This window comes from Burkholderia sp. AW49-1 (assembly GCF_053427845.1).
Window position 1 is genome coordinate 39,435 of record NZ_JBSAXF010000023.1, and the last position, 18,847, is coordinate 58,281.

General features: G+C 65.2%; 18 protein-coding genes and 1 pseudogene. 12 read left to right on the plus strand and 7 right to left on the minus strand.

Going from position 1 to position 18,847, the window contains the following annotated elements; genetic code table 11:
• Positions 1-9 precede the first annotated feature (9 nt).
• The 4 genes from ACV22W_RS26255 (at position 10) to nadC (ending at position 5,076) form a co-directional block, all read left to right on the plus strand.
• Entirely contained in the window at positions 10-1,395 is a 1,386-nt protein-coding gene (locus tag ACV22W_RS26255) for a mechanosensitive ion channel family protein (protein ID WP_448022470.1), read from the plus strand.
• A gap of 210 nt (positions 1,396-1,605) precedes the next feature.
• The gene (locus ACV22W_RS26260) at positions 1,606-2,802 is read left to right on the plus strand and encodes a DesA family fatty acid desaturase (protein WP_059468287.1); all 1,197 of its coding nucleotides are present in this window, start codon (positions 1,606-1,608) and stop codon (positions 2,800-2,802) included.
• Positions 2,803-3,061: 259 nt separating this feature from the next.
• A complete protein-coding gene (gene nadA, locus ACV22W_RS26265) occupies positions 3,062-4,198 on the plus strand; it encodes a quinolinate synthase NadA (RefSeq protein ID WP_448022471.1) in 1,137 nt (378 codons plus the stop codon).
• On the plus strand, positions 4,195-5,076 hold the full coding sequence (gene nadC, locus ACV22W_RS26270; protein ID WP_448022472.1) for a carboxylating nicotinate-nucleotide diphosphorylase: 882 nt from the start codon (positions 4,195-4,197) through the stop codon (positions 5,074-5,076). The genes nadA and nadC overlap by 4 nt, the downstream gene beginning before the upstream one ends.
• Positions 5,077-5,168: 92 nt before the next feature.
• Here the strand turns inward: nadC and nadB are convergent, their stop codons facing one another.
• The 4 genes from nadB to radC form a co-directional block, all read right to left on the minus strand.
• The gene (nadB, locus tag ACV22W_RS26275) at positions 5,169-6,755 is read right to left on the minus strand and encodes an L-aspartate oxidase (RefSeq protein ID WP_448022473.1); all 1,587 of its coding nucleotides are present in this window, start codon (positions 6,753-6,755) and stop codon (positions 5,169-5,171) included.
• A gap of 160 nt (positions 6,756-6,915) precedes the next feature.
• Positions 6,916-7,083 carry a 50S ribosomal protein L33 gene (rpmG, locus tag ACV22W_RS26280; protein ID WP_006478046.1) on the minus strand — a complete coding sequence of 56 codons (168 nt, stop codon included), beginning with the start codon at positions 7,081-7,083 and terminating at the stop codon, positions 6,916-6,918.
• Positions 7,084-7,100: 17 nt separating this feature from the next.
• On the minus strand, positions 7,101-7,334 hold the full coding sequence (gene rpmB / locus ACV22W_RS26285) for a 50S ribosomal protein L28 (RefSeq protein WP_004186391.1): 234 nt from the start codon (positions 7,332-7,334) through the stop codon (positions 7,101-7,103).
• Positions 7,335-7,572: 238 nt separating this feature from the next.
• On the minus strand, positions 7,573-8,352 hold the full coding sequence (gene radC, locus ACV22W_RS26290) for a RadC family protein (protein WP_448022474.1): 780 nt from the start codon (positions 8,350-8,352) through the stop codon (positions 7,573-7,575).
• A 135-nt stretch (positions 8,353-8,487) separates the two neighbouring features.
• On the opposite strand from radC, the gene ACV22W_RS26295 reads away from it, so the two are divergent.
• From ACV22W_RS26295 to ACV22W_RS26330, 8 genes and pseudogenes are all read left to right on the plus strand, one after another.
• On the plus strand, positions 8,488-8,943 hold the full coding sequence (locus tag ACV22W_RS26295; protein ID WP_448022498.1) for an FKBP-type peptidyl-prolyl cis-trans isomerase: 456 nt from the start codon (positions 8,488-8,490) through the stop codon (positions 8,941-8,943).
• Between the two features lie 2 nt (positions 8,944-8,945).
• A complete protein-coding gene (gene ispH / locus ACV22W_RS26300) occupies positions 8,946-9,926 on the plus strand; it encodes a 4-hydroxy-3-methylbut-2-enyl diphosphate reductase (protein ID WP_006488968.1) in 981 nt (326 codons plus the stop codon).
• A 270-nt stretch (positions 9,927-10,196) separates the two neighbouring features.
• Positions 10,197-11,032 (plus strand): annotated as a pseudogene (locus ACV22W_RS26305) (branched-chain amino acid ABC transporter).
• A gap of 211 nt (positions 11,033-11,243) precedes the next feature.
• Positions 11,244-12,194, plus strand: a complete 951-nt coding sequence (locus tag ACV22W_RS26310; protein ID WP_059468282.1) for a branched-chain amino acid ABC transporter permease — start codon at positions 11,244-11,246, stop codon at positions 12,192-12,194.
• 19 nt (positions 12,195-12,213) lie between these two features.
• Positions 12,214-13,383: an ABC transporter permease subunit gene (locus tag ACV22W_RS26315; RefSeq protein WP_448022475.1), complete on the plus strand. Its 1,170-nt coding sequence runs from the start codon at positions 12,214-12,216 to the stop codon at positions 13,381-13,383.
• A 24-nt stretch (positions 13,384-13,407) separates the two neighbouring features.
• Positions 13,408-14,184 carry an ABC transporter ATP-binding protein gene (locus ACV22W_RS26320; RefSeq protein WP_011352945.1) on the plus strand — a complete coding sequence of 259 codons (777 nt, stop codon included), beginning with the start codon at positions 13,408-13,410 and terminating at the stop codon, positions 14,182-14,184.
• Complete coding sequence (locus ACV22W_RS26325; RefSeq protein WP_027785191.1) at positions 14,184-14,900, plus strand: ABC transporter ATP-binding protein; 717 nt, start codon at positions 14,184-14,186, stop codon at positions 14,898-14,900. The genes ACV22W_RS26320 and ACV22W_RS26325 overlap by 1 nt, the downstream gene beginning before the upstream one ends.
• Before the next feature lie 271 nt (positions 14,901-15,171).
• Positions 15,172-15,843, plus strand: a complete 672-nt coding sequence (locus tag ACV22W_RS26330; RefSeq protein WP_448022476.1) for a DUF2278 family protein — start codon at positions 15,172-15,174, stop codon at positions 15,841-15,843.
• Positions 15,844-15,861: 18 nt separating this feature from the next.
• Here ACV22W_RS26330 and ACV22W_RS26335 read toward each other — a convergent pair whose 3' ends face one another.
• From ACV22W_RS26335 to ACV22W_RS26345, 3 genes are all read right to left on the minus strand, one after another.
• The gene (locus tag ACV22W_RS26335; RefSeq protein ID WP_021160763.1) at positions 15,862-16,317 is read right to left on the minus strand and encodes a GNAT family acetyltransferase; all 456 of its coding nucleotides are present in this window, start codon (positions 16,315-16,317) and stop codon (positions 15,862-15,864) included.
• A gap of 13 nt (positions 16,318-16,330) precedes the next feature.
• The gene (locus tag ACV22W_RS26340; RefSeq protein WP_059527689.1) at positions 16,331-17,515 is read right to left on the minus strand and encodes an acetylornithine transaminase; all 1,185 of its coding nucleotides are present in this window, start codon (positions 17,513-17,515) and stop codon (positions 16,331-16,333) included.
• Between the two features lie 293 nt (positions 17,516-17,808).
• Entirely contained in the window at positions 17,809-18,840 is a 1,032-nt protein-coding gene (locus tag ACV22W_RS26345) for a CDP-6-deoxy-delta-3,4-glucoseen reductase (RefSeq protein WP_059527685.1), read from the minus strand.
• Between the last annotated feature and the right edge of the window lie 7 nt (positions 18,841-18,847).

Sequence of the window (18,847 nt, forward strand, 5' to 3'; positions counted from 1 at the left end):
GGACGGACGATGGAGAATCTGCAGAGCCGCCTGTTGTCGCACCGGTTGGCGTCGGTGATTCGGGATTTCCACCAGCCGGTCATGATCTGGCAGGCGGCGATCCTGGTCGGCGCATTGTGCTTCGCGTGGGTTGCCGCGCGCTTCGTTCATGGCCGCATCGATGCGCGCCGTCGGGCGGCGGGGCGCGCGCCCGGCGCTGGTGCGCAAAGCCTGAAGCGTGCGTTGTTTCCGCTGTTCGGCGGCGTCTTCGTGGGGATCTCGCAGCTCGCGTTCGATCCGTTCATGTCGACGTCGCTGCTGTCGCTCGCGCTCGTGCCGTTGTTCGGCATCGGGCTCATCTACGTGCTGTTCTTCTTCGCGCGACGCGTATTCGCGCGCGGCGGGCACACGCATGCGTGGCTGTCGATCGTTGAGAAGATCGTGTCGACCGTCGTGTGGGTCGCGATGGTGCTGACGGTTCTCGGAATCCAGCGCGACGTGCTCGGCTGGCTCGACAGCGTGCAGTTCCGCGTCGCGAATGCGCACCTGACGCTGCTGTCGGTGATTTCCGGTGCGCTGTGGGTGTGTGTGACGCTGATGGTCGCGATGTGGCTCGGCTCGGTGCTGGAGGAGCGCCTCGCGCGCGCCACCACGCTCGACGCGAACCTGAAGGTCGTGATGTCGCGGGTCGGCCGTGCGCTGCTCGTGTTCGCAGCGATCCTGATCGGGCTGTCGCTCGTCGGCATCGACGTGACGGTGCTCGGCGTGTTCGGCGGCGCAGTGGGCGTCGGCCTCGGCTTCGGGTTGCAGAAGATCGCCAGCAATTACGTGTCGGGGTTCATCATCCTGCTCGATCGCTCGCTGCGGCTCGGCGACGCGATCAGCGTCGGCGGGCTGCAGGGCGTCGTCACGCAGATCCGGACGCGCTATACGGTCGTGCGCGGCCTCGACGGCAACGAGACGCTGATCCCGAACGAGAAGCTGATCACCGACGTCGTGCAGAACCAGTCGTCGTACCTGACGCGCGGCTACGCGAAGGTCGCCGTGCAGGTTGCCTATACCAGCGACGTCGAGCAGGCGCTCGCGGTGCTCGCGGAAGCCGCGAAGGACGTGCCGCGCGTGCTCGCGGAGCCGGCGCCGGCCCCGTACCTGGTGAGCTTCGGTGCGGACGGGATCGATCTGGAGCTCGGCTTCTGGATCGAGGATTCGGCGAAAGGCACGTCGGGCGTGCGCTCGTCCGTGAATCGCAACATCTGGCGGCTTTTCGGCGAGCACGGAATTTCGATTCCGTTCCCGCAGCGCGAAGTGCGCGTGGTCGGCCTGCCGGACGGTCTGGCCGCGACCGGCGCGGTGGCGGAGGCCGTTCCCGTGGCGGTGGTCGGCGGCGCGGTTGACGGGCGGGCGTCGGCGGCTTAGGCGCAAATTGGGCGAATCGGGCGGTCGGAACCGGATCGCGGGGCTTTCCCGGTCCGCCGATGGACTGTCCGCGTTGCGTCAAGACAAGAAAATATTCATTTTTTACAAAGACTTGGAACGGTTGAAGTAAAATTCCGGTCTACACGCGGTATGCTTTCATTTTTATGACGTCGGCTTGCGCCGGCATCGCTCTCACCACAGGTAACTGCCTTGTTGAATTCCCTGCTCGATTTTCTTTCCCACGGGCTCCTGCGCTTTTCGTGGTGGCAGGTCGCGCTGTTCGCGCTCGCCGTCACGCATGTCACGATCATCGGTGTGACGGTCTACCTGCACCGTTGTCAGGCGCACCGCGCGCTGGAGCTGCACCCGATCGCGAGTCACTTCTTCCGTGTCTGGCTGTGGATGACGACGGGCATGCTGACGGGCCAGTGGGCCGCGATCCATCGCAAGCACCACGCGAAGTGCGAAACCGAGGAAGATCCGCACAGCCCGCAGACGCGCGGCATCTGGAAGGTGTTCCTCGAAGGCGCGGAGCTGTATCGCGCGGAAGCGAAGAACGAAGAAACGATGCGCAAGTTCAGCCACGGCACGCCGAATGACTGGATCGAGCGCAATCTGTACTCGAAGTACCCGATCCTCGGCGTGAGCCTGATGATGGTGATCGACGTCGCGCTGTTCGGGGTGCTCGGCCTGACCGTGTGGGCCGTGCAGATGGTCTGGATTCCGTTCTGGGCCGCGGGTGTCGTGAACGGCTTCGGCCACTTCTGGGGCTACCGCAACTTCAACTCGGCCGATGCGAGCACGAACCTGTTCCCGTGGGGCATCGTGATCGGCGGCGAAGAGCTGCACAACAACCACCACACGTTCGCGACGTCGGCGAAGCTGTCGAACAAGTGGTACGAGTTCGATATCGGCTGGATGTACATCCGCATCATGTCGGCGTTCGGTCTCGCGAAGGTGAAGAAGGTCGCGCCGACGCCGCGTCTGAACAAGCCGAAGACGGTGCTCGACCAGGAAACGCTGCAGGCGGTGCTGTCGAACCGCTACGAGGTGATGGCGCGCTACGGCAAGGCCGTGAAGCGTGCGTACCGCCAGGAACTCGCGCACCTGAAGGAGCTCGGTTCGAGCGAGAAGTACCAGCTGATGCGCGGCGCGCGCAAGTGGTTCCACAAGGACGCCGACGGCCTCGACGAGCCGCAGAAGAAGCTGCTGCCGGAGATCTTCGCGAATAGCCAGAAGCTGCATACGTACTTCCAGCTGCGCCAGGATCTGGCCGCGATCTGGGATCGTTCGACCGCCTCGCGCGAACAGCTGCTCGCGCAATTGCAGGATTGGTGCCATCGTGCGGAACAAAGCGGCATCAAGGCGCTGCAGGAATTCGCGACACGCCTGCGTCGCTACGCCTGATTCGAAATCGATTAGAATCTCAGGACGTCACAAACCCCGCGTTGGCGGGGTTTTTTCATTTGGGCGGCCGGTTTTTGAAGGACGACCGGAAGTGCCGGAATTCGTATGAGGCTCGGGGCCGCGCTGACGTGGTGTCCCCGGGGGCAAGCGTAGAGGTTGGGGCCAGAGTGGGTGCTGGTGTGCTAACTCGGGCCGACCGCGAAGCATGGGACCAGAGTAAGTGCTAAAGCACTAACTCTGGTCGACAGGAGATATGGAGATGCAATCGACGATCAAACCCGTCGAGTACGACCGGCCGGTCTCGGCAGGAACCGTCTGCGGCGTGGGTCAGGCGTGGGCCAAGGTGCCCGATGCGCCGTCCGCCGAAGAACGCACCGCGCTGAAGGCGCGCATCAAGGCGCTGCTCGCTCGTGAAAAGGCCGTGCTCGTTGCTCATTACTACGTGGATGCCGAGCTGCAGGAACTGGCCGACGAAACCGGTGGCTGTGTCGCCGATTCGCTCGAAATGGCCCGTTTCGGCCGCGACCATGACGCACAGACGCTCGTCGTCGCCGGCGTGCGCTTCATGGGGGAAACCGCGAAGATCCTGAGCCCCGGCAAGCGCGTGCTGATGCCCGATCTCGACGCGACCTGCTCGCTCGATCTCGGCTGCCCGGTCGACGAATTCACCGCGTTCTGCGATGCGCATCCCGACCGTACCGTCGTCGTCTACGCGAACACCAGCGCCGCCGTGAAGGCGCGCGCCGACTGGATGGTCACGTCGTCGATCGGCCTCGAGATCGTCGCCGACCTGCACGCGCGGGGCGAGAAGATCATCTGGGCACCCGATCGTCATCTCGGCAGCTACATCCAGAAGAAGACCGGCGCGGACATGCTGTTGTGGCAGGGTTCGTGCCTCGTCCACGACGAATTCAAGGGCATCGAGCTCGACCTGCTGCGCGCCGAGTATCCGGATGCGAAGGTGCTCGTGCATCCCGAGTCGCCGGAAAACGTCGTCGCGCAGGCGGACGTTGTCGGCTCGACGACGCAGCTGATCGACGCTGCAGTGAAGTTCGACGCGACGCATTTCATCGTTGCGACCGACCTCGGCATCCTGCACAAGATGCAGCTCGCGGCGCCCGGCAAGACCTTCATCGCCGCGCCGACGGCCGGCAACAGCGCGACTTGCAAGAGCTGCGCCCATTGCCCATGGATGGCGATGAACGGCCTCGCGAACCTCGCCGACGTGCTCGAGCGCGGTCACAACGAGATCTTCGTCGATCCCGCCATCGGTGCGCGCGCGCGTCTGCCGATCGACCGGATGCTCGATTTCGCAGCAGCGCACAAGAAGCGTGTGCAGGCGAGCGGCGATCTTCAGCGCGATCAGCAATTGTTTGCGAACGTGGGGGCTGCATGACCAGCGCGGTTTCTCCGTTGTTCGAAGCCGTGCGCGCACAATACGGCGCGGCATTCGACGAAGCGATCGCGCGCAACGTCGCCGATGCGATCGCCGAAGACGTCGGCACCGGCGACCAGACCGGGCGGCTCGTGCCGGCCGGCGAGCGGCGCCGTGCGCGCATCATCGTGCGCGAGGAGGCGGTGTTGTGCGGCGTACCGTGGTTCGAGGCGGTCGTCGCGCGGATCGATCCGTCGATCGTCGTGCAGTGGCGGTATCGCGAAGGCGACCGGATGGCGCCGGATTCGACGGTCTGCGAACTCGAAGGGCCGGCGCGCGCGCTGTTGACGGCCGAGCGCAACGGGCTGAACTTCCTGCAACTGCTGTCGGGCGTCGCGAGCGCGACGCGTCGTTACGTTGATCGCGTCGAAGGTACGCGCGCGAAGATCCTCGATACGCGCAAGACCCTGCCGGGCCTGCGACTCGCGCAGAAGTACGCAGTGCGGGTCGGCGGCGGCGAGAACCAGCGTCTCGCGCTGTACGACGGCATCCTGATCAAGGAAAACCATATCGCGGCAGCCGGCGGTGTCGGCGAGGCGCTCGATGCGGCGTTCGCGCTCGATGCCGGCGTGCCGGTGCAGGTCGAAGTCGAGACGCTCGCGCAGCTCGACACGGCGCTTGTGCATGGCGCGCAGTCGGTGCTGCTCGACAACTTCACGCTCGACATGATGGGCGAGGCGGTGCGCGTTGCGTCCGGCAAGGCCGTGCTCGAGGTGTCGGGCGGTGTCAATTTCGATACGGTGCGCACGTTCGCGGAGACGGGCGTCGACCGCATCTCGATCGGCGCGCTGACGAAGGACGTGCGCGCGACCGACTATTCGATGCGGATCGTCGACTGATCGCGCGATATACCGCCTGACGAAAAAAAGCCGCTGGCGTTTGCGCGCCAGCGGCTTTTTTCGTGGGCCTCAAGCCCTGAAGGTCGTGCCGCTCAACGGCGCGAGCGGGGCGTGAGCACGCTCGGCAGCGCCTTCGGCAACGTGTGCGGCCAGTCGCGGCTGTAGTGCAGCCCGCGGCTTTCGCGGCGCGAATGCGCGCTCTTCACGATCAGTGTCGCGACGTCGACGAGATTGCGCAGTTCGAGCAGGTCGCGCGTCACGCGGAAGTTCGCGTAGTACTCGTGGATCTCGTCGCGCAGCAGCGACAACCGGTGCTTTGCACGCTCGAGACGCTTGTCGGTACGCACGATGCCGACGTAGTTCCACATCAGCCGGCGCAGTTCGTCCCAGTTGTGCGCGACGACGACTTCCTCGTCCGCATCCGACACTCGGCTTTCGTCCCATGCGGGCAGCGTGCCCGGCGTTTCGGCGTCGAAGCCGGTCGCCTCGATCGCCTCGGCCGCCGCGCGGCCGATCACGAGGCATTCGAGCAGCGAGTTGCTCGCGAGCCGGTTCGCGCCGTGCAGCCCCGTGTACGACGTCTCGCCGACCGCATACAGGCCCGCCAGATCGGTGCGTCCCGCGAGGTCGGTGACGACGCCGCCGCACGTGTAGTGCGCGGCCGGCACGACCGGGATCGGCTGCTTCGCGATGTCGATGCCGAATTCGAGGCAGCGCGCGTGGATCGTCGGGAAGTGTTCGCGCAGGAATGCTTCCGGCTGATGGCTGATGTCGAGATACACGCAGTCGATCCCGCGCTTCTTGATTTCGAAGTCGATCGCGCGCGCGACGATGTCGCGCGGCGCCAGTTCCGCGCGCGGATCGTGCGCGGGCATGAAGCGCGTGCCATCCGGCAGCTTCAGCAGGCCGCCTTCGCCGCGCACGGCTTCCGAAATCAGGAACGATTTCGCGTACGGATGGAACAGGCAGGTCGGGTGGAACTGGATGAACTCCATGTTCGACACGCGGCAGCCCGCGCGCCACGCCATCGCGATGCCGTCGCCGGTCGCGGTGTCGGGGTTCGTCGTGTACAGGTAGACCTTGCCGGCACCGCCGGTCGCGAGCACCGTGTGCGGTGCCTCGATCGTGATCGTGCGATCGTTGTCGACGTCGAGCGCATACAGCCCGTGACAGCGGCGGCCGGGCAGCCCGAGCCGGTCCGACGTGATCAGGTCGATCGCATGGTGGTTTTCGAAGAACGTGATGTTCGGATGCTGGCGCGCGCGGTCGGACAGCGTTGCGAGCACCGCATGGCCGGTCGCGTCGGCCGCGTGGATGATTCGGCGGTGACTGTGGCCGCCTTCGCGTGTCAGATGGAAACCGAGTTCGGCCGCATCGTCCTTCGTGAACGGCACGCCCTGCGAGATCAGCCATTCGATGGCTTCGCGGCCGTGCTCGACGATGTAGCGCGTCGCGCCTTCGTCGCACAGCCCGCCGCCGGCGACCAGTGTGTCGTCGACGTGGTTCTCGATGCTGTCCGCCGAATCTAGGACGGCCGCGATGCCGCCTTGCGCGTTATCGCTTGCCCCCTCCATCATCGAACGTTTCGCGATCAGCGCGACACGTCGCGTGCTGGCCAGGTTGAGTGCGACCGACAGTCCTGCCAGGCCGCTGCCGACGATCGCCACGTCGAATTTCATGCTGCATCTCCATCGTTACGCTTTAGCTCTTGTGCGTTCCGTCGGCCGTGGCCGCGGAAAGGGGAGAGCATACCGCGTCGGGCCCGCGCGTGCGCGCAAAACAAAAAGCCCCGCATGTGCGGGGCTTTTTGGTCGCCGTCAGGCTGGCAGAAACCGGAGATTACTTGATCTTGGTTTCTTTGTATTCCACATGCTTGCGGACGACGGGATCGAACTTCTTGATCGCCATCTTTTCCGGCATGTTGCGCTTGTTCTTCGTGGTCGTGTAGAAGTGACCCGTACCAGCGGTCGACTCGAGCTTGATCTTGTCGCGTGCGCCTTTTGCCATGATTGTGCTCCTTGGGCTTAGGCTTCGCCGCGTGCGCGCAGGTCAGCGAGCACGGAATCGATGCCGTTCTTGTCGATCAGGCGCAGGCCGGCGTTCGAGACGCGCAGGCGCACCCAGCGGTTTTCGCTCTCCACCCAGAACCGGCGGTTTTGCAGGTTCGGCAGGAAGCGGCGCTTCGTCTTGTTGTTTGCGTGGGAAACATTGTTGCCGCTCATCGGCGCTTTCCCAGTTACTTGGCATACGCGTGCCATGAGAGCACTCCTAATACGCTAAATTCGGGGTTCGATCGCCGATGAAGGTTCCATCGCACCGCCACGTGATCCATGGCTGCACTCAGAACGCCGAAGCCTTTACAGACAAGGCCCTTCGATGGCTAGAACTGGTTGGAAAAAAGACAGACGACGATTCTAGCAGAAAAAGTTCAGAAAAATCAAACCCAATTTCGCTTCGTCGTTGCGGCCACCCCGGGGCGGGTCGCCGGGCCACAGTCTACAGCCAACCGGCGCGTGCGAACGAAAATGTATCGGCGGTGCCGACGACCACGTGATCGAGCAGCTTCGCGTCGACGAGCGTGAGGGCTTCGTGCAGCATGCGCGTCAGGCGGCGATCCTCCGCGCTCGGCTGCACCGCGCCGGACGGGTGATTGTGCGCGATGATCAGCGCGGCGGCATTCAGCATGAGCGCGCGCCGCACGATCTCGCGTGGATAGACGACCATCCGCGTCAGCGAGCCGCGGGCGCTCTCTTCCACGTCGATGAGGCCGTGACGGGCGTCCAGATACAGCGTGACGAACACCTCGTGCGGACGCGTGCCGATCCTGAGCCGCAGATAATCCTCGACCGCGGCCGGCGAGCCGATCTGCATCCGCTCGCGGGCCTTCTCGGCCAGCGCACGCCGCACGATCTCGGTCACCGCGATCAGCACCGCCGAGCGAGCGGGGCCGATGCCGGGGTGCACGGCGAACGCACCGGGCTCCGCGTCGAGCATGTCGCGCAGCGAATCGCCGAAACGTGCGAGCAGTGCGCGGGCGCTGGCGAACACGTCGCGGCCGCCGCCGCCCGTGCCGAGCAGCAGTGCGATCAGCTCCGCGTCGGTCAGCGCGGCCGGCCCGCGTTCCAGCAACCGCTCGCGCGGCAGATGGGGTTTCCAGTTTCGCGGGCGGCGCTTGCGCGGCGGCCTGGCTGTGTCGACGCGGCTGCCCGTAGCGGCTGGGGCATCGCGGGTGTCGCGACATTCGGTCGCCGGGGCGGCGGAACAGGGTGACAGCATGATCCAAACTCCATTGGCGGCGGGCGCGGGCGCGATGTCGTCGCACTTTCAGCCTTGAGCGCTCAGGTGACTTACAATATTGGCTTTGCGCCGGGCCTTTCGGCCAGTTCGGGCGCCGACGAACACGAGTCATTCATGAGCATCATCGATCTATCCGAAGTGAAGCCCGGTTCCCATGTCACGCTGCATTACCGGCTTGCGTTGGCCGACGGCGCCGACATCGTCAACACCTTCTCCGACAAGCCCGCCACGCTGCTGCTCGGCGCCGGGCAACTGGCGCCCTCGCTGGAACAGATTCTGATCGGGCTCAGGGTGGGCGACCATTCGACTTATCGGCTAACGCCCGAGCAGGGGTTCGGTCCCCGCAATCCCGACATGCTCCAGCGCGTGACGCTGTCGACGCTGCGCGAGAACGGGATGGTCGGCGACGACTTCACGCCGGGCGACCTGATCGAGTTCAACGCGCCGGACGGCGGCCGCTATGCAGGGGTGCTGAAGGAAATCAGCGAAACCTCTGCGCTGTTCGACTTCAATCATCCGCTCGCGGGCCAAGCGCTCACGTTCGAAGTGAAAATCATCGGAATCCTGTAATCATGAGCACCACCGATACGCTGTCCGGGCAGACCGTCGCCGCCGATGCCGAAATCCTGCTGGCCCAACCGCGTGGCTTTTGCGCAGGGGTCGATCGTGCGATCGAGATCGTCGAGCGCGCGATCGCGATGCACGGTGCGCCGATCTACGTCCGTCACGAGATCGTCCACAACAAGTACGTGGTCGAGGATCTGAAGAAGAAAGGCGCGATCTTCGTCGAGGAACTCGAGGAAGTGCCGGCCGGCAATACCGTGATCTTCAGTGCGCATGGCGTGTCGAAGGCCGTGCGCGACGAGGCGGACGTGCGCGGGTTGCGCATTTACGACGCAACCTGCCCGCTCGTCACGAAGGTGCACGTCGAAGTGGCGAAGATGCGCCAGGACGGCGTGGACATCGTGATGATCGGCCACAAGGGCCATCCGGAAGTCGAAGGTACGATGGGGCAGGTCGAGCGCGGCATGCATCTCGTCGAAAGCGTCGAGGACGTGCAGAAGCTCGAGCTCGCCGATCCCGAGCGCATCGCACTCGTCACGCAGACGACGCTGTCCGTCGACGACGCCGCCGAAATCATCGGCGCGTTGAAGGCGAAGTATCCGAAGATTCGCGAGCCGAAGAAGCAGGACATCTGCTATGCGACGCAGAACCGCCAGGATGCGGTGAAGTTCATGGCGCCGCAGTGCGACGTCGTGATCGTCGTCGGCAGCCCGAACAGCTCGAATTCGAGCCGCCTGCGTGAAGTGGCCGAGAAGCGCGGCGTGGCCGCGTACATGGTCGACGCACCCGACCAGATCGATCCGGCATGGGTCGCCGGCAAGCGCCGCATCGGCGTGACGGCTGGCGCATCGGCGCCGGAAGTGCTCGCCCAGGCCGTGATCGCGCGGCTGCGCGAACTCGGCGTGCGCAACGTTCGCGCACTCGACGGCATCGAGGAAAACGTGTCGTTTCCGCTCCCGCGCGGGCTGAACCTGCCGCCTGCCGCCTGATTGCCGCATCGCACCCGCGATACCCCGAAGCGCGCCTCCCGGCGCGCTTTTTTTTGCGCTGCGAAAACGCGATCGCAACCGTTATTCACATCAATGGTGCAACCGGGTTGCTATCGCCGCGCTCAACCGTCTCTCAAAATTGGTTGCAATGCAGGAAAACCCCATCGAATCAGGATTATTGGCGGCCTATAAATGGAGTTACAATGCGCCCGTTTTCAGGCCGGAATGGCTTTGAAATCGGGTTTTGGCAAGGCGCGGGAGACCTACTCGATGCATGTGAAGTTGGCTTACGCCATGTCCGTCGCCGCACCGGTTGCAATGCTTGCCGGCTGCAGCAAAAAGAGCGACGACGAGGCGAGCAGGGACGCGGCAGGACGCGCAGTACCGGCAGCCAGCGACGTGCGCGCTGCCGGAACCGGTCGTGCGGTGCCGTTGGCGTGCCGCGTTGCGCAATCGGACAGTGACAAGGACAACGGGGCACGTTTGGCGATCGAGGAAATCAACGCGCAGGGCTCGAAGATCGGCATGCATGCGGCACGGCGGGCAGCACGCGCCGGCGGCGCTGCCGTCGACCGGGCGACGGGCATGCAGAGTGTCCGGCAACGAGCCGCGGACCATGATGCGGCAACAGCAGGGCGCGTCGAACGACGGACGCCCGGGTTTCGGGGCAAAGCAGGCGACGTGCAGATGTCACTGATCCCCTTTCATTTCGATTCGACGAAACAGCGTGTCGCCGCGACCCATCGCGTCGCGGCGGGCGGTCTGCTTCGTTTCACGGATTCCGACGCAGTCCTGACGAAAGTCGGGCGCCACCTTCGCGATGCCGGTTCGGGCGCCGCGCGGGCGGCGGCGGACGGCCCGCTTGCAAAGCAGGCGACGGCGTCCGGCATCGGAGCGCAAACCCTTGGCGACAACGGCATGTGCGCCGCCAAGGTGGTCGAGCCCGCGGGCGACGCGGCGCGGAACCTGATCTGCCCGGATGCGGGGTTCGCCCCGGCCCGGACGGAAAAAGGCACGGCGTTCGGGCAACCGGACACCGTTGCGGCACGCTGCCCTACGACTTCAAGGAGGCCAAGTACACCGTCCTCGATGTCGTGACGATTTAGCGACGGGACTCATGATGGCACCGGAACAGTGCGGTGCCGTTTCTGTATCCGCTCCGGCGGCAGGTCCGGCCGTACAGGCCGGGCGGCGCGCGCCGGGACGATCCACCCTTACCGGTATCGACTAGTACCCGCAGTGTCGCCGAGAAGGCGCGATTCCTCGCTTACCCGCGGGGCGCAACGTCCTCCGGCAGCATGGGCCAAGGAGCTTTAAATGGATATTTTCATCCAGCAGATCCTCAACGGGCTGGTGCTCGGCAGTGTGTACGCCATCATCGCGTTGGGTTACACGATGGTGTACGGCATTCTCGGCATCATCAACTTCGCGCACGGCGACGTGCTGATGATCGGCGCGATGGTCGCCCTGTCGGCGATCACCGTGCTGCAGAACCACTTCCCCGGACTCGGCAACGTCGCGACGCTGACGATCGGCCTTGGCATCGCCGCCGTCGTCTGCGCGTGCGTGGGCTACACGATCGAACGTGTCGCGTACCGGCCGCTGCGCCGTGCGCCGCGTCTCGCCCCGCTGATCACCGCGATCGGCGTGTCGATCCTGCTGCAGACGGCCGCGATGATCATCTGGTCGCGCAACCCGCTGCCGTTCCCGCAATTGCTGCCGACCGATCCGATCAACGTGATCAAGGCGACCGACACGACGCCCGGCGCCGTGATCTCGGTGACTGAAATCGTGATCATCGCGGTGGCGTTCATCGTGATGGCGGGCCTCCTGCTGCTCGTGCACAAGACCAAGCTCGGCCGCGCGATGCGTGCGATCGCCGAAAGCCCGAACACCGCGAGCCTGATGGGCGTGAACCCGAACTTCGTGATTTCGGCAACGTTCATGATCGGCTCCGCGCTCGCCGCGCTGGCCGGCGTGATGATCGCGTCCGAATACGGCAACGTGCACTTCTACATGGGCTTCATTCCCGGCATGAAGGCGTTCACGGCGGCGGTGCTCGGCGGGATCGGCAACCTCGGCGGCGCGATGGTCGGCGGCGTGGTGCTCGGCCTGATCGAGCAGCTCGGCGCGGGCTACATCGGCAACCTCACCGGCGGCGTATTCGGCAGTAACTACCAGGACGTTTTCGCATTCATCGTGCTGATCATCGTGCTGGTGTTCCGTCCGTCGGGCCTGCTGGGTGAACGTGTCGCGGACCGCGCGTAACGGAAGGGGAGCAAACAACATGACATCCATTCAACCGATCGAATCCTCGACGTCGCTCGTCGAAGAGCGCAACACGGCCAAGACCGTCATCATCGGCATCCTGACCGCGGCCTTCGTGATCGCGGCGCCGATCATCATCGGCTCGGCAGGCGGCAACTACTGGGTCCGCGTGCTCGACTTCGCGATGCTGTACGTGATGCTCGCGCTTGGCCTGAACGTGGTGGTCGGCTTCGCCGGCCTGCTCGACCTCGGCTACATCGCGTTCTACGCGGTGGGCGCGTACACGGCGGCGCTGCTGAGCTCGCCGCACCTGAGCTCGCAGTTCGAGTGGATCGCGGCGCTCGCGCCGAACGGCCTGCACATCCCGTTCCTGATCATCGTGCCGATCGCGATGGCGCTGGCGGCGACCTTCGGGATCCTGCTCGGCGCGCCGACGCTGCGTCTGCGCGGCGACTACCTGGCGATCGTGACGCTCGGCTTCGGTGAAATCGTCCGGATCTTCATGAACAACCTCGACCGTCCGGTGAACATCACCAACGGCCCGAAGGGGATCACGGGCATCGATCCGGTGCACGTCGGCGGCTTCAACCTGTCGCAGACGCACTCGCTGTTCGGCTTCCAGCTGCCGTCGGTGTACATGTACTACTACCTGTTCGTGCTGTGCTCGCTGCTGGTGATCTGGACCTGTACGCGCCTGCAGCACTCGCGTATCGGCCGTGCCTGGGCCGCGATCCGCGAGGACGAAATCGCCGCGAAGGCGATGGGCATCAACACCCGTAACGTGAAGCTGCTCGCGTTCGCGATGGGCGCGTCGTTCGGCGGCCTGTCGGGCGCGATGTTCGGTTCGTTCCAGGGCTTCGTGTCGCCGGAATCGTTCACGTTCTGGGAATCCATCGTCGTGCTCGCCTGCGTGGTGCTCGGCGGCATGGGCCACATCCCCGGCGTGATCCTGGGCGCGGTGCTGCTCGCGATCTTCCCGGAATTCCTGCGCTCGACGATGAGCCCGCTGCAGCATGCGATCTTCGGTCACGACATCGTCGATACCGAAGTGATCCGTCAGGCGCTGTACGGCCTCGCGATGGTGATCATCATGCTGTATCGCTCGGAAGGCCTGTGGCCGGCGCCGAAGCATGAGGACAAGATCGCGAAACTGGCGAAGCGCAACAGCAAGAAGCCGGTGCGCGCTTAACCAACGGACAAGGGGATATCACACATGAGCGACAAGCAAATCCGACTGTCCGTCAAAGGCGTGAACAAGCGCTTCGGCGGCTTGCAGGCACTGTCCGACGTCGGCCTCGAGATCAAGGAAGGCGAGATCTACGGCCTGATCGGCCCGAACGGCGCCGGCAAGACCACGTTCTTCAACGTGATCACGGGCCTGTACACGCCGGACTCCGGCGAGTTCAAGCTCGACGGCACGGAATACAAGCCGACCGCGGTGCACCAGGTCGCGAAGACGGGCATCGCGCGCACGTTCCAGAACATTCGCCTGTTCGGCGGAATGACCGCGCTCGAGAACGTGATGGTGGGCCGCCACGTGCGCACCAAGCACGGGCTGCTCGGCGCGGTGTTCCAGACGCCGGCCGAACGCCAGGAAGAGCGCGAGATCAAGGAACGCGCGATCGAGTTGCTCGAATACGTCGGCGTGCTGCAGTACGCGGACTACACGTCGCGCAACCTGTCGTACGGCCACCAGCGCCGGCTGGAAATCGCCCGCGCGCTGGCGACCGACCCGAAGCTGCTCGCGCTCGACGAGCCGGCGGCCGGGATGAACGCGACCGAGAAGGTCGAACTCACGCGCCTGCTCGACAAGATTCGCTCGGACGGCCGCACGATTCTCCTGATCGAGCACGACGTGAAGCTCGTGATGGGGCTGTGCAACCGGATGACGGTGCTCGATTACGGCAAGGTGATCGCCGAGGGTCTGCCGCAGGACGTGCAGAAGAATCCGAAGGTGATTGAGGCATATCTCGGCGCAGGGGTGCACTGATGGCAGCGGCAATGTTGAAAATCAAGGGCTTGCAGGTCAACTACGGCGGCATTCAGGCCGTCAAGGGCGTTGACATGGAAGTCCGCCAGGGCGAGCTCGTGACGCTGATCGGCGCGAACGGTGCCGGCAAGACCACGACGATGAAGGCGATCACGGGTCTCAAGCCGTATTCGGCGGGCGACATCGAGTACGACGGCAAGTCGATCAAGGGCGTGCCGTCGCACGAACTGCTCAAGCGCGGCCTCGCGATGGTGCCGGAAGGCCGCGGGATCTTCGCGCGGATGTCGATCATCGAGAACATGCAGATGGGCGCGTATCTGCGCAACGACAAGGAGCAGATCAAGAAGGACGTCGACCGGATGTTCGGCTTCTTCCCGCGTCTGAAGGAGCGTGCGACGCAGCTCGCGGGCACGCTGTCGGGCGGCGAGCAGCAGATGCTGGCGATGTCGCGCGCGATCCTGTCGAAGCCGAAGCTGCTGCTGCTCGACGAGCCGTCGATGGGGCTGTCGCCGATCATGGTCGAGAAGATCTTCGAAGTGGTGCGCGAGATCTCGAAGGAGGGCATCACGGTGCTGCTGGTCGAGCAGAATGCCCGCCTCGCGCTGCAGGCGGCCGACCGCGGCTATGTGATGGACTCGGGCACGGTCACGATGGAAGGCGACGCGAAGCAGATGCTCGACGATCCGAAGGTGCGGGCCGCGTATCTGGGTGAATGACCGGGCGCGGCGCGGCGGCGGATGCCGGCGCGCCGCGCAAGTGCTTTCGAAAAGCTGTCATGGGATGCCGTGACAGCTTTTTTTTCGTGCGGCGCACCCGGCGACGAACTGTGCGTGCGGATGCGACTCCATTCATTCGGCGGTGACGCGAACCATGCGGCACGGGACTCGGTAAACGGCCGTCCGCAACCGGCCGTCCGCAACCGGCCGTCCGCAAACCGACACGCGGGCTGCGTAGCATGGTCGATCGATCGGGACACGGAGAGCACGCATGAGTCTGGACTACGGTTTCGTGAAGGCGAAGGTGACGTCGGTGGCGCAGCTGAAGGGCTCGCCGCACGGCAGCGAGATCCAGTATCACATCCACCTGACACTCGCATTGCCGACGGGCGACTGGGACGTCGCGATCAACGTCGGCACCAACGACGCGGACGACTTGCTGAACTACAAGCTCGTCTACGATTTCCATCATCCGGTCACGGCGACGCTCGCGGCCGCGGCCGAAGGCTACACCGATCTCACCGGGCAAACCGCGCTGCCGGCGCTCGACTATCTGCGCAGCGACATCCTGAACGAGACGGGCGCATGGCGCGCCAGCGCGGTGATGGACGGTACCGAGAACGCGGAGCCGATCCCGTCGCTGCTGCGGCTCGTCAACGCCGCGCAATCGCAGGGGCTCGACGTCGTCGTGTTCGGCCGCACGTATTCGGAAGGCAACGGCATCCACGACACGCACATGAACCAGGGGTCGACGGGCTCGCACTACCTGCACCGCGCGGGCGACGACCACAGGGATCACAACGACGTCTGGCAGGACGGCGCGCTGATCGTGCGCGTGAGCGAGTCGCAGTGGGCCGCGTATTTCGCGGCGTTCGAGCAGCAGGCCGTGCCGACCGACGCGCTCGGCAATCCGCTGCCGGACGCGGGGCCGATCACGCGCTGATGGGGGCTGCCGGCGGCGTCAGGCGGCCGGCAGCGTCTTGCCGAACGAGATGCGTTCCTCGACGCGATAGCCGAGCGCTGCATAGAAGCGGCACGCATCATCGTTGCCGGGCAGCACCTGCAGATTGATCTTCAGGCAGCCGCGCGCGGCGAGCGCGCGTTCCGCATGCGCGATCAGCGCGCGGCCGATGCCGAGTCGCCTTGCGTCGTTCGACACGCCGAACGAGTAGAGCCAGCCGCGATGTCCGTCGAAACCCGCCATCAGCGTGCCGACGACCCGCGCGCCGCTGGTCGCGACGAAGAACAGTTCCGGCTGCGTCGCAAGCTTCAGCTCGATCGATCGCAGCGGATCGCGGTGCGGCGGCGCGCCGGCTTCGTCGTACTGCGGGAACGCGTCGCGCCAGACGGCCAGCACGGCATCGGTGTCGGCGCGCTCGAACGGGCGGATAGCGACAGCATCGGCGGCGGCATCCATCGCGGCGGTCTCCTCAGAGCGTGTCGAGGATCGACCGCAGCATCGCCATCATCTGGTCGATTTCCTCGGTCGTGACGTTCAGCGCGGGCATGAAGCGCAGCAGGTTCGGGCGCGCCGCGTTCAACAGCAGGCCATCGGGCTGCATGTCACGCGCCTTCTCGACGATCTGCGGGCCGATGTCCTTGCCGAGCAGCAGCGCGCGCAGCAGGCCTTCGCCGCGTTCGCCCTCGAAGCCGCGCTCCTCCGACAGCTCGAGCAGCTTGCGCTTCAGATATTCGCCGCGCGCGCGCACGCCTTCGAGGAAGCCGGGCGCGACGAGCTGCGAGATCACCGAATGGCCGACCGCCGTCATCAGCGGGTTGCCGTTGTACGTGCCGCCCTGGTCGCCGGCCTCGAACACCGCGACGTCAGCCTTCGACAGCAGCGCGCCGAGCGGTGCGCCGCCGCCGATGCCCTTCGCGAGCGTCATGATGTCCGGCTCGATGCCGGACAGCTCGTACGCGAACAGCGTGCCCGCGCGGCCGCAACCGCTTTGCACTTCGTCGACGATCAGCAGCAGGTCGTGCTGCTTCGTCAGCGCGCGCAGCGCCTGCATGAATTCACGCGTCGCCGGAATCACGCCGCCTTCGCCCTGGATCGGCTCGAGCATCACCGCGACGGTCTTGTCGGTGATCAGCTTCTCGACCGAATTGATGTCGTTCAGCTCGGCCTTCGGGAAGCCCGGCACCTGCGGTGCGTAGATCGTGTCCCAGCCTGGCTTGCCGCTGGCCGACATCGTCGCGAGCGTGCGGCCGTGGAAGCTGTGGTCGAACGTGATGATCTCGTACGCGCCGTTCTTGAACTTGCGGCCCCACTTGCGCGCGAGCTTGATCGCGCCTTCGTTCGCTTCCGCGCCGCTGTTCGTGAAGAACACCTTGTCGAACACGCTGTGCTGCGTGAGCAGCCCCGCAAGCTTCGCCATCGGTTCGTTGTAGAACGCGGGCGACGGGTTCAGCAGCTTCTCGGCCTGCGTCTTCAGCGCTTCGACGATGCCGTCGTTGCAGTGGCCGAGACTGTTGACGGCCCAGCCCTGAATGAAGTCCAGATAGCGCTTGCCGGTGTGATCGTAGAGCCACGAGCCCTTGCCGTGCGTAAACACGATGTCGGGGCGGTTCGTGATGTACATCAGCGAGTCGATCGGGTAATCGTTCAGGGACATGACAGCGGACTCCAGCGGACGTTGAAAGGGAAACGGGCAATAAAAAAGCCACGGAAGGCCGTGGCTGGTAGGTCGAACAGCTTGTGCGTAACCGGTGAAGCGGAGGGAGGGTTACGCGCGAGTCCGTGACGAGCCGGCGGCATCCGGGCGGAGCGGCGAGCGGCGACGTCGGAGAGCGGACAGGAAGCGGTTCATGTGCGCAAGCATAAGGCATCCCGCGCCTCACTGTAAACCGCCGCGATGCCACGGACGTGACACGGCGGCGCGCAGCGGGACGCGGGCGCGCCCGGTGCTCAGACCGGGTGCGCGAGATCGGCGGCGCTCGTGAACGAGTCCGCGTAGAACTCGTCGGCCGGCAGCGCGTGGTGCTGCGTGAAGTCGCGCTGCGCGGATTCGACCATCACCGGCGCGCCGCACGCGTACACCTGGTGGCCCGACAGATCGGGCAGATCCTCGATCACCGCGCGGTGGACGAAGCCTGTGCGGCCCGTCCACTGATCGGCGTCGTCCGGCTCGGACAGCACCGGCACATACTTGAAGTTCGGGATCTCGCGCGCCCATTGCTCGGCGAGCTCGCCGAGGTAGATGTCCTTCTTGCGGCGTGCGCCCCAATAGAGCGTCATCGGGCGCGTGATGCCGGAATGCCTGACATGCTCGATGATCGCCTTGATCGGCGCGAAGCCGGTGCCCGACGCGAGCAGCACGATCGGCTTGTCGGAATCCTCGCGCAGGAAGAACGTGCCGAGCGGGCCTTCGAAGCGCAGGATGTCGCGCTCCTTCATCGCGCCGAACACGTGGTCGGTGAACTTGCCGCCCGGCATGTGGCGGATGTGCAGCTCGATCGGGCCTTCCTCGTGCGGCGCGTTCGCCATCGAGTAGCTGCGGCGCGAGCCGTCCTTCAGGATGAATTCGACGTATTGGCCCGCGAGGTATTGCAGGCGCTCGTTGGCGGGCAACTGCAGCTTCACGACCATCACGTCGTCGGCGCGGCGCTCCAGCGCGGCGATCCGGCACGGCAGCTTCTTCACCTGCACACCGTCGACGCCGGCAATTTCACGCACGTCGATCTCGAGGTCGCATTGCGCCTTCGAACAGCAGAGCAGCGCGAGGCCGCGCGTGCGTTCATCGTTGGACAGTGCCGACGCGGCGTGCGGGCCCTGTTCGATCTGGCCCGACACGATCTGGCCCTTGCAGGAGCCGCACGCGCCGTTCTTGCACCCGTACGGCAGATGGACGTTCTGGCGCAGCGCCGCCGCCAGCACGGTTTCGTCCGATTCGACCTGGAACTGCCGGCCGCTTTGCTTGAGAGTAACGTTGAATGCCATAGAACCA

Coding starts and splice junctions, on each gene's coding strand:
- ACV22W_RS26315 (WP_448022475.1), top strand. CDS start 12,214: ATGACATCCATTCAACCGATCGAATCCTCGACGTCGCTCGTCGAAGAG.
- ACV22W_RS26295 (WP_448022498.1), top strand. CDS start 8,488: ATGAGCATCATCGATCTATCCGAAGTGAAGCCCGGTTCCCATGTCACG.
- ACV22W_RS26335 (WP_021160763.1), bottom strand. CDS start 16,317: ATGGATGCCGCCGCCGATGCTGTCGCTATCCGCCCGTTCGAGCGCGCC.
- ACV22W_RS26255 (WP_448022470.1), top strand. CDS start 10: ATGGAGAATCTGCAGAGCCGCCTGTTGTCGCACCGGTTGGCGTCGGTG.
- nadA (WP_448022471.1), top strand. CDS start 3,062: ATGCAATCGACGATCAAACCCGTCGAGTACGACCGGCCGGTCTCGGCA.
- ACV22W_RS26320 (WP_011352945.1), top strand. CDS start 13,408: ATGAGCGACAAGCAAATCCGACTGTCCGTCAAAGGCGTGAACAAGCGC.
- radC (WP_448022474.1), bottom strand. CDS start 8,352: ATGCTGTCACCCTGTTCCGCCGCCCCGGCGACCGAATGTCGCGACACC.
- ACV22W_RS26325 (WP_027785191.1), top strand. CDS start 14,184: ATGGCAGCGGCAATGTTGAAAATCAAGGGCTTGCAGGTCAACTACGGC.
- ACV22W_RS26340 (WP_059527689.1), bottom strand. CDS start 17,515: ATGTCCCTGAACGATTACCCGATCGACTCGCTGATGTACATCACGAAC.
- nadB (WP_448022473.1), bottom strand. CDS start 6,755: ATGAAATTCGACGTGGCGATCGTCGGCAGCGGCCTGGCAGGACTGTCG.
- rpmG (WP_006478046.1), bottom strand. CDS start 7,083: ATGGCAAAAGGCGCACGCGACAAGATCAAGCTCGAGTCGACCGCTGGT.
- nadC (WP_448022472.1), top strand. CDS start 4,195: ATGACCAGCGCGGTTTCTCCGTTGTTCGAAGCCGTGCGCGCACAATAC.
- ACV22W_RS26330 (WP_448022476.1), top strand. CDS start 15,172: ATGAGTCTGGACTACGGTTTCGTGAAGGCGAAGGTGACGTCGGTGGCG.
- ACV22W_RS26310 (WP_059468282.1), top strand. CDS start 11,244: ATGGATATTTTCATCCAGCAGATCCTCAACGGGCTGGTGCTCGGCAGT.
- ispH (WP_006488968.1), top strand. CDS start 8,946: ATGAGCACCACCGATACGCTGTCCGGGCAGACCGTCGCCGCCGATGCC.
- ACV22W_RS26345 (WP_059527685.1), bottom strand. CDS start 18,840: ATGGCATTCAACGTTACTCTCAAGCAAAGCGGCCGGCAGTTCCAGGTC.
- rpmB (WP_004186391.1), bottom strand. CDS start 7,334: ATGGCACGCGTATGCCAAGTAACTGGGAAAGCGCCGATGAGCGGCAAC.